Below are 8,206 nucleotides of genomic sequence, written 5' to 3' on the forward strand. Positions count from 1 at the left end.
CCGCTGCCGCACTGGCTCACTCCGCTTGCGGGGCCGGAGCGATTTTCTGTTTTGGAACGCGAATAGTAAATTGATAGTATTCTTCCTCATCCGCTTCTTCATAGTTCACTGTGAGTCCGGTGCTTTCAATCATCTCTAGCGACTGGCGAATGGTGTTGACGGCCAATCGAACGTCCTTGGACAGACCTCTGCGCCGCGGCCGGCCGCGCTTCTGGCCTTCCTGTTGGAATCCAGCGAGTTTCGCCTTCACGCGCTCTTCCATTTGTTTCACGTTCCAGCCTTTGTCGATGCACTCCTGGAGCAGTTCAATCTGTACTTCTTCAGTAGGAATCGCAAGCAGCGCACGCGCATGGCGCTCAGTAATCGATTTCGTCAATAAGGCCGTTTGTACTGCTTCTGGTAGATTTAATAGACGCAACTTGTTGGCAATCGTCGATTGACCTTTGCCCAAACGCTGCGCAAGACTTTCTTGAGTCAAACCGTGCAACTCCAACAACTGCTGGTAGGCAACAGCTTCCTCAATGGGCGTAAGACCTTCGCGCTGGAGATTCTCAATCAGCGCCGCAGACGCAGTCTGCGCGTCGTTCATCTCCCGAACGATGGCCGGAATGGTTGTCCACCCCAGATGCCGAACTGCACGCAGACGACGCTCGCCGGCTATCAACTCATATTGATTGTCTTTCTTGCGCACGACAATCGGTTGAATGACGCCATGGGTATGAATGGTCTTTGCGAGTTCCTCAATGGCCTCTTGATTAAAGATCGTTCGTGGTTGATATGGGTTCGATACTATGTCACCTACAGGGAGTTGGACCACTTGCGCATTCGTGTTCCCCGAGTCGCGAAGATTAATAAACCGTCCCCACGCTTCTTTCATTCTTACCCCTCAATTCTCCACAGAACAAAGCGATATCTCGACACTGTTCTCTGGTTTTCACCACCAAAGCCTAATAATCCTTCAGGTCGACAAACATTATCAAAAATTTACAAGATACCATGCGCATCGACAACGTCCGACACTGGGCTGTACGTTACAGCGGCTTACGCTGTGGAACCCCCGCCTTACGCGGATACGCATTCGGAACAGGCGTCGTTTGTCGAAACGGAACAATCGTCCGTTTTCCCATCTCTAGCGGCAAGGTGTAGGTCAGTTCTTCTTGTATGACGGCACCCAGTTTTTTGGCTGCACGCATGCCGTCCGCTTTCTCTTCGTCAAAACCAGGACCTTTATACGAGAAGCCTACACCGTTCTGACCCAAAAAAGGACACATCAGTTCCAATAAGACATTCAGACGCGCTACTGCCCGAGAGACGACCACATCAAACTGCTTGCGAAACTTCGCATCCCGCGCCAGATCTTCCGAACGCGCGTGAATCACTTGAACGTTGGACAACTGCAATTCATCCACAACCGCCTGTAAGAAGCCAACCCGCTTCTGCAAAGCGTCATTTAACACAAACGACATCTCAGGCTCAACAATGGCAAGCGGGATACCCGGGAACCCTGCACCGGTCCCCACATCTATCACCCGCAAATCCTTCTTGGCCATCGCTTGCCACTGCGGCGTCAATAATACGGCGAGGCTATCGTAAAAATGCTTCACATAGACCTGTTCCTCATCCGTAATTGCAGTCAGATTCATGCGTTCATTCCAGTCGACGAGCAGGTTCCGAAACAGGTCCAATTGATTCAGTTGTCTCTCAGAAAGTGGACTCGGCCACGGAATCTCAAGCATTAGCAGCCTTTCCTCTCCAGGCTTCCAGATAGACCAGCAAAATAGAGATATCGGAAGGGGTCACACCAGCGACACGAGATGCTTGGCCGACCGTCCTCGGGCGAATTTTCGTCAGTTTTTCCTTTGCCTCTGTCGCGAGCCCCGCGATGCTGTAAAAGTCTACCTCAGGCGGAATCAGTTTATGCTCCAGACGCTTCTGACGGTCAATCACCTGTTCCTGCTTCTGAATGTATCCCGCGTACTTGGTCTGAATCTCGACCTGTTCGACCACTTCAGGATCTAACTCGACCCCACCAGTCGGATCTAACGCCTTTACCTGTTCATAACTCAATTCCGGTCGGCGGAGCAGCTGTTCCAGCGTCACGCCGTCTTCCACCGGTTTTGACCCAAACTCCACCAACTTCTCATTGGCACTCGCCGGCTTGACCCTCGTCCGCCGCAGGCGCTGCAATTCTACTTCAATGCCTGCGCGCTTCTTCATCATCCGATCATATGCTTTCTCATTGAGCAAGCCAATTTCGTGACCAATTTCCATCAGGCGCAGATCTGCATTGTCGTGACGCAGCAACAACCGGTACTCAGCGCGGGAAGTCAACAGCCGATATGGCTCGTTCGTGCCTTTTGTGACGAGATCGTCAATCATCACTGCGATATACGCATCCGATCTCGACAGTACCACAGGCTCTTCCCCACGCACCTTGCGGGCAGCGTTGATGCCGGCCATAATTCCTTGACCAGCCGCCTCCTCATAACCTGAGGTGCCATTGATTTGTCCTGCAGTAAATAACCCTTCGACGCGCTTGGACTCAAGGCTTGGCCACAGTTGTGTCGGAACGATTGCATCGTACTCAATGGCATACCCTGGCCGAAGCATTTCCGCGTTCTCCAACCCAGGAATCGTCCGCAAGAGCGACAACTGCACGTCTTCCGGAAGGCTCGTCGACAACCCTTGAACATACCACTCAGATGTATTCGGTCCCTCTGGCTCAAGGAAAATCTGATGATTTGGCCGATCCCGAAAGCGCACCACCTTATCCTCAATCGACGGACAATAACGCGGCCCCGTCCCTTTGATTTCACCGGAGAACATCGGTGCGCGGTCCAAGTTTTCGAGGATAATCGAGTGTCCCTCCTCGGTGGTCGAGGTCAGCCAACAAGGAACTTGGTCGCGCGGTTTGGTGTCGGGATCGAACGAAAAGTGCTGTGGCACTGGGTCACCAGGCTGCGCAATCAATTTATCAAAATTGATGGTATTGCGGTTAATTCGCGGCGGCGTACCCGTCTTGAACCGCACCAGCTGAAAGCCGAGATCTAACAGGCTGTCCGAGAGCTTAATCGCTGGCATCTGGCCATTGGGTCCACCTTCATACGAGACGTCGCCGATAAAAATACGTCCGCGCAAATAAGTCCCTGTCGTCAATACGACCGCCTTCGCATGAAACTCTTGGTGACTCTTCGTGACAACCCCTTTGACACGGCCATTCTCCGTCAGCAGTTGTTCGACCATCGCCTGCTTCAAATCCAAATTCGGCTCCGCCTCGAGCGTCCACTTCATGTTCAGGGCATAATACGCTTTGTCCGCCTGCGCCCGCAACGCCTGAACAGCTGGCCCCTTGCCGGTATTCAGCATGCGCATCTGGATGTAAGTGGCGTCCGTGTTTCGCGCCATCTGCCCACCCAACGCGTCGATTTCTCGCACCACAATGCCCTTCGCAGGGCCACCAATCGATGGGTTACATGGCATATACGCTACCGTGTCCAGATTAATTGTCAGCAACAGCGTCTTACAGCCCATCCGCGCGGCCGCAAGCGCCGCCTCACAACCAGCATGGCCGGCGCCAATGACAATGACGTCGTACTCGCCAGCAAAGAAATTCACAATGGTCACCTCACCATCTCTATAGAATCGATACAAATCCCGCCAACGCGCGGTGATATGATATGTTCAAAACGCTTATTTTCCGAGACAAAACCGGGAAAAGATCTCGTCGAGCAAGTCCTCTCCCGTCTCTTCACCGATCACAAGTCCCAACTCTTCATATGTGGATTGCAGATGAACCGCAATCAAATCTAGTGTAGCACCTGCTTGCGCAGCGTCTATAGCCATCTCTAGATCTGTTGTTGCCACTTCGAGCAAATTCTTCTGGCGGACGTTTGTCATGTACGTCGTGTCCCGCTCCAGCGACATTTCTCCCTGCACAAGCCGCGCAATTTCCGACTCCAACTGCTCAATCTGCTGTTGTTCCCGCGCAGAGACATGCACGACTGCAGCAGCTTCTGCACCATCCACGAACTCCGCCAATTCCGGATGAATGCCTGCATCCATTTTATTGACCACAAGTACGCGCTTTAAGCCCTGCGTACTCTGCAAAATCTCGACGTCCTCTGGTGTCGGCGGCATCGTGCCATCTAGTACAAACAGCACCAGTTCAGCTTCGCGTATGGACTGCCGCGATTTATCGACCCCAATTCGTTCTACCACATCACTGGTTTCTCGAATGCCCGCTGTGTCGATAAGCTTGAGCGGAATTCCCCGGACATTGACGTACTCCTCAAGCACATCCCGCGTGGTTCCTGGGATATCGGTCACAATCGCCCGATCTCGCCGCAACAGCGCATTCAACAACGACGACTTGCCCACATTGGGGCGTCCGACAATCGCTGTCGCAACACCATCGCGCAAAATTTGACCGAGTTTCGCCCCATCCAAAAGCGCCCCGATACGCCGCATCAGTGCGGTTCCGACCTCGACCACTTGCTCACAAGCGACCGCTTCGACATCGTGCTCTGGATAATCAATCGTCACCTCGACATGCGCTTGCAATTCGATGAGCGCACGCCGAATGCTTCGAACTTCTTCACTGAAACGCCCTTGAACCTGCTGCAATGCGACGCGGCCCGCAAAATCCGTCTTGGCGCGAATCAGATCCATCACGGCTTCAGCCTGCGACAAATCCATTCGGCCATTGAGAAACGCGCGCTTCGTAAATTCCCCGGGTTCCGCCAATCTCGCCCCCGCTGCAAGCGTGGCCTCCAACACCGTCTGAACCAGCTGAATCCCACCGTGCACCTGCAACTCCACGACGTCTTCCGCCGTATAACTGTGAGGTCCTGGCATCCACAAGACAATCCCTTCGTCTATCACGACCTCCGTACGCGGATGCACAATTTGTCCGTAAAGGATTTTACGCGGTCCAGAAAACGATACACTGCGCCCCTTCGGCGTCCGCACCATGCGTTCGGCGACCGCCTTGGCGTTCTCTCCACTCACCCGAACGACACCAATGCTGGCTTCGCCCAGTGCAGTGGCAATGGCCGCGATAGTCTCCAGATTCACTTGCTTCGCCTCCTCCGAACAAAAAAGATACCCTCCTCCAACAGAGAAGGGCCCATGATCCCATCACGACACTTACACGCGATACTCATTTCGCCTGGGTACAATTTTCACTTTGCGATGCGGTTCTTCACCCTCGCTCAACGAGGAAATATCGGTGCGCGCCTGCAAATACGTATGAACCCATTTTCTATCCGCAGGCGACATGGCCTCCATAGAAACCGCTCGGCCCGTTCGAATCACCCGTTCCACAGCGTGATCAGCTGCACGTCGCAAGCTGTCACGCCGCCGTTTGCGATAAGCCCCCGCATCGACTGAAAACTTCACGAACCCCTCGTGCTCCCGATTCGCCACAATATTGACCAGATACTGCAGCGAATCAAGCGTTGACCCATGCCGTCCAATCAGCGATGGCAAAACATCAGCGTCCGCATCGACGTTCACGACGTATTCCGCGTCCGTCTCCTCATCCGCATCGATGGTCACCCTGGCCGAAACACCCATCTCGCGCAATACCGTCTCGACAAAATCACGCGCGTTTTCGAGTGGACTCTGCGGAACACTCACTTCAACTTGAGCATCCTTCCCACCAAGGAATCCAAACAACCCTTTCACCGGCTCGGAAATCACACGCACCTGTGCCTGCGATCTCGGCACCCCAAGTTTCACGAGCGCCGATGTCACTGCCTCTTCGACCGTTCGACCCGTTACTACTAAGCGCTTCATCTGACTTCCCCTTCAGTCGCGATAAAGGTCTATTCGTCCCGCGGATGATCAACTGGGGCATCGCTCGTCGTGTCTGGTGGTGCCGTTTTATTCGCCTCATTTGGCTTGTCTTTCACGGTATCATCTGAAGTCGTCGCTGCCTTTGTCGCCTGATTTCCCTGCTTGCCACCTGACTTTAAACCGCCTGTGCCAGGTTTGCCAGAACCAGATTTCACCTTCGCAGAACCTGATTTTCCAGACGACTTGTTCTCTGCACGACCAGCGTTGGACGATTTGCCTTTCGCTGTACTTGTCCGAGTACCAGATTTACCTGCACTCGATGTGCCACCCGACTTATCACCCGCACCGCGCGAACGCGACGTCGTGGTAGCCGCAGCGGGAACTGCCGCTGTTGCTGCAGCCCTGCGATTCATAAACACATATGTTTGAAGTGCCGTGAACAAGTTCGTGTACACCCAGTACAGAACCAATCCAGCCGGCAACCGCATTCCGATAATAAAGATGAACACCGGCATGACGAACAAAATGGCACGTTGTTGAGTAGGTTGGTTTCGCATCGTGATCCACGAGGAAAGGAACGTACTCAAAGCCGCGATAACCGGCAACACGTAATATGGATCTTTCGCGCCAAGCTGCCAAATGCCGAGGAACACGCTGTGGTGTAAACCGTAGTTGCCCATGATGGCACCATAAAGCGCATACAGCACAGGTAGCTGGATGACCATTGGAAAACAGCCTGCTGCCGGATTAATGCCGCGCTCTTGGTACAACTTCATGGTCTCTTGCTGTATTTTTTGGTTGTCGCCTTTGTACTTCGAACGAATTTTTTGCATCTCAGGCTGCAATTCCATCATGTACTTCTGATAGCGCATCTGCCTGATAAACAACGGAAGAATAATCAACCGGACAATAATGGTGACAATCAAGATAGAAAGCCCGTAACTATCTCCCAAGTGCCGGGCCAAGAAATCAATGACATCCGAAATGGCCTTGAGGACGGTTCCCCAGACATTGTGCGGCCAATCTCCCGGCTTCTTCGGATACATTCCGCAACCAGTCAGCGCGACGACTACCAAAGCGCTGAGTGCGAACGTCCATCTGCGTTGTTTACGCTTTGACTCCAACACAAATCCCCCTACTACTTCGGTAACGGAACCTCGTCGACACCGCCCGGGTGCCAAGGCCCACATTTGACTAACCTCTTGACTGCCAACCATCCACCCTTTATGGCCCCAAACCGCATGATCGACTCCATCGCATATTCCGAACACGTCGGAACAAAGCGACAACTGGGGGGTGTTAGTGGAGATATACACTTCCGATAAAAGCGGATAAATGCGAGAAGAATGAACTTCATTCCACTCAGCTCCTCGTCCAAATCATACCACGATTTTGGCTTTCTGAAGGAGTTTCATGACATCGTTCATCAATTCGTGGTAATCGGACTCTGCAGCGTCTTTGCGGCAGACAATCACCATATCGATTGGCTTATCCGAGAGTTCTGGAACGAGCGATTGAAATCCCGCGCGCAACACCCGCTTCACTCGATTCCGCACCACCGCATTGCCAACCTTCTTACTAATGGAGAATCCCACGCGAAAAGAAGACAGGCGATTGTCGCAATAATACAATACCAGTCGCGGCGTCGCAAACGATTTTCCTCGACGAAATACGCGTCGAAAGTCACGATTCTCCTTTAACCGGTACTGACTCTGCATCACTCGCCCTCCTTCCGCAACCAAAACCAAACTAAGGTTTATCGACAATCATTAAAAAAGGCCACGAATCGTGGCCTTTATGCTGACAAAACTTTACGTCCCCGTTTACGGCGAGCTGCGAGAACCCGACGACCATTTTTTGTGGCCATGCGTTGGCGAAATCCGTGGTTCTTTTTGCGTTTCCGTACATTCGGTTGATAGGTCGGTTTCATCAGGACACCTCCCTTGCAGACAGACGTTACAAAGGATACATGACAAGCACACAGTTGTCAACGAAAACAAGGCCTTCTTCTCATCAACAATCCACATGTGGACAACTTTCTAAACAAATCCCCATTTCAGGTTATCCACAGACAAACATCCACAAGTTTAGACACATTTCCACATGTGGAAACCGCATTTTTCGCAGCTTTGTGGGTTTTGTGGATAATTTATTTCGACATTGCTCGACTATCGTCTTTTCTGGTAATATAGTCGCTGCAATCATCCACAGACCCTGTGAATTAATCAATGTATCCACAAGTTTATCCACACGTTGTGGATAACATTACCCACATCGAGTGAATATGTGTAGTTCCGTCGTTTTCAATCCACATCAAACGGGGGACAACCGGAAAATTTCGCGTAACACCGGGCATTTTGGGGTTGTGCGAAGTTTTTATGTTTTTTCTTTAGGAGGGCCATCAGTTCAA

At 52.3% G+C, this 8,206-nt stretch carries 9 protein-coding genes; all 9 read right to left on the minus strand.

Annotated features, from left to right (window positions below; all coding sequences use genetic code 11):
• Positions 1 to 16: 16 nt before the first annotated feature.
• A complete protein-coding gene (gene noc, locus K1I37_RS20830; protein ID WP_021296368.1) occupies positions 17 to 877 on the minus strand; it encodes a nucleoid occlusion protein in 861 nt (286 codons plus the stop codon).
• Positions 878 to 1,031: 154 nt separating this feature from the next.
• Positions 1,032 to 1,736: a 16S rRNA (guanine(527)-N(7))-methyltransferase RsmG gene (rsmG, locus tag K1I37_RS20835; RefSeq protein ID WP_021296367.1), complete on the minus strand. Its 705-nt coding sequence runs from the start codon at positions 1,734 to 1,736 to the stop codon at positions 1,032 to 1,034.
• Complete coding sequence (gene mnmG, locus K1I37_RS20840) at positions 1,729 to 3,615, minus strand: tRNA uridine-5-carboxymethylaminomethyl(34) synthesis enzyme MnmG (protein WP_031218560.1); 1,887 nt, start codon at positions 3,613 to 3,615, stop codon at positions 1,729 to 1,731. The genes rsmG and mnmG overlap by 8 nt, the downstream gene beginning before the upstream one ends.
• 75 nt (positions 3,616 to 3,690) lie before the next feature.
• A complete protein-coding gene (mnmE, locus tag K1I37_RS20845) occupies positions 3,691 to 5,073 on the minus strand; it encodes a tRNA uridine-5-carboxymethylaminomethyl(34) synthesis GTPase MnmE (protein WP_021296365.1) in 1,383 nt (460 codons plus the stop codon).
• A gap of 72 nt (positions 5,074 to 5,145) precedes the next feature.
• On the minus strand, positions 5,146 to 5,796 hold the full coding sequence (gene jag / locus K1I37_RS20850; RefSeq protein ID WP_021296364.1) for an RNA-binding cell elongation regulator Jag/EloR: 651 nt from the start codon (positions 5,794 to 5,796) through the stop codon (positions 5,146 to 5,148).
• Positions 5,797 to 5,825: 29 nt separating this feature from the next.
• Positions 5,826 to 6,920: a YidC/Oxa1 family membrane protein insertase gene (gene yidC / locus K1I37_RS20855; RefSeq protein ID WP_021296363.1), complete on the minus strand. Its 1,095-nt coding sequence runs from the start codon at positions 6,918 to 6,920 to the stop codon at positions 5,826 to 5,828.
• A 14-nt stretch (positions 6,921 to 6,934) separates the two neighbouring features.
• Entirely contained in the window at positions 6,935 to 7,153 is a 219-nt protein-coding gene (gene yidD, locus K1I37_RS20860; protein WP_081654076.1) for a membrane protein insertion efficiency factor YidD, read from the minus strand.
• A 22-nt stretch (positions 7,154 to 7,175) separates the two neighbouring features.
• Positions 7,176 to 7,514 (minus strand): ribonuclease P protein component, encoded by a 339-nt coding sequence (gene rnpA, locus K1I37_RS20865; protein ID WP_021296362.1) that lies wholly within the window; start codon positions 7,512 to 7,514, stop codon positions 7,176 to 7,178.
• Between the two features lie 77 nt (positions 7,515 to 7,591).
• Positions 7,592 to 7,726, minus strand: coding sequence for a 50S ribosomal protein L34 (rpmH, locus tag K1I37_RS20870; RefSeq protein ID WP_081654075.1), 135 nt, complete (start codon positions 7,724 to 7,726; stop codon positions 7,592 to 7,594).
• Between the last annotated feature and the right edge of the window lie 480 nt (positions 7,727 to 8,206).

Origin of the sequence: Alicyclobacillus acidoterrestris (genome assembly GCF_022674245.1) — a bacterium.
Taxonomy (GTDB): Bacteria; Bacillota; Bacilli; order Alicyclobacillales; family Alicyclobacillaceae; genus Alicyclobacillus; species Alicyclobacillus acidoterrestris.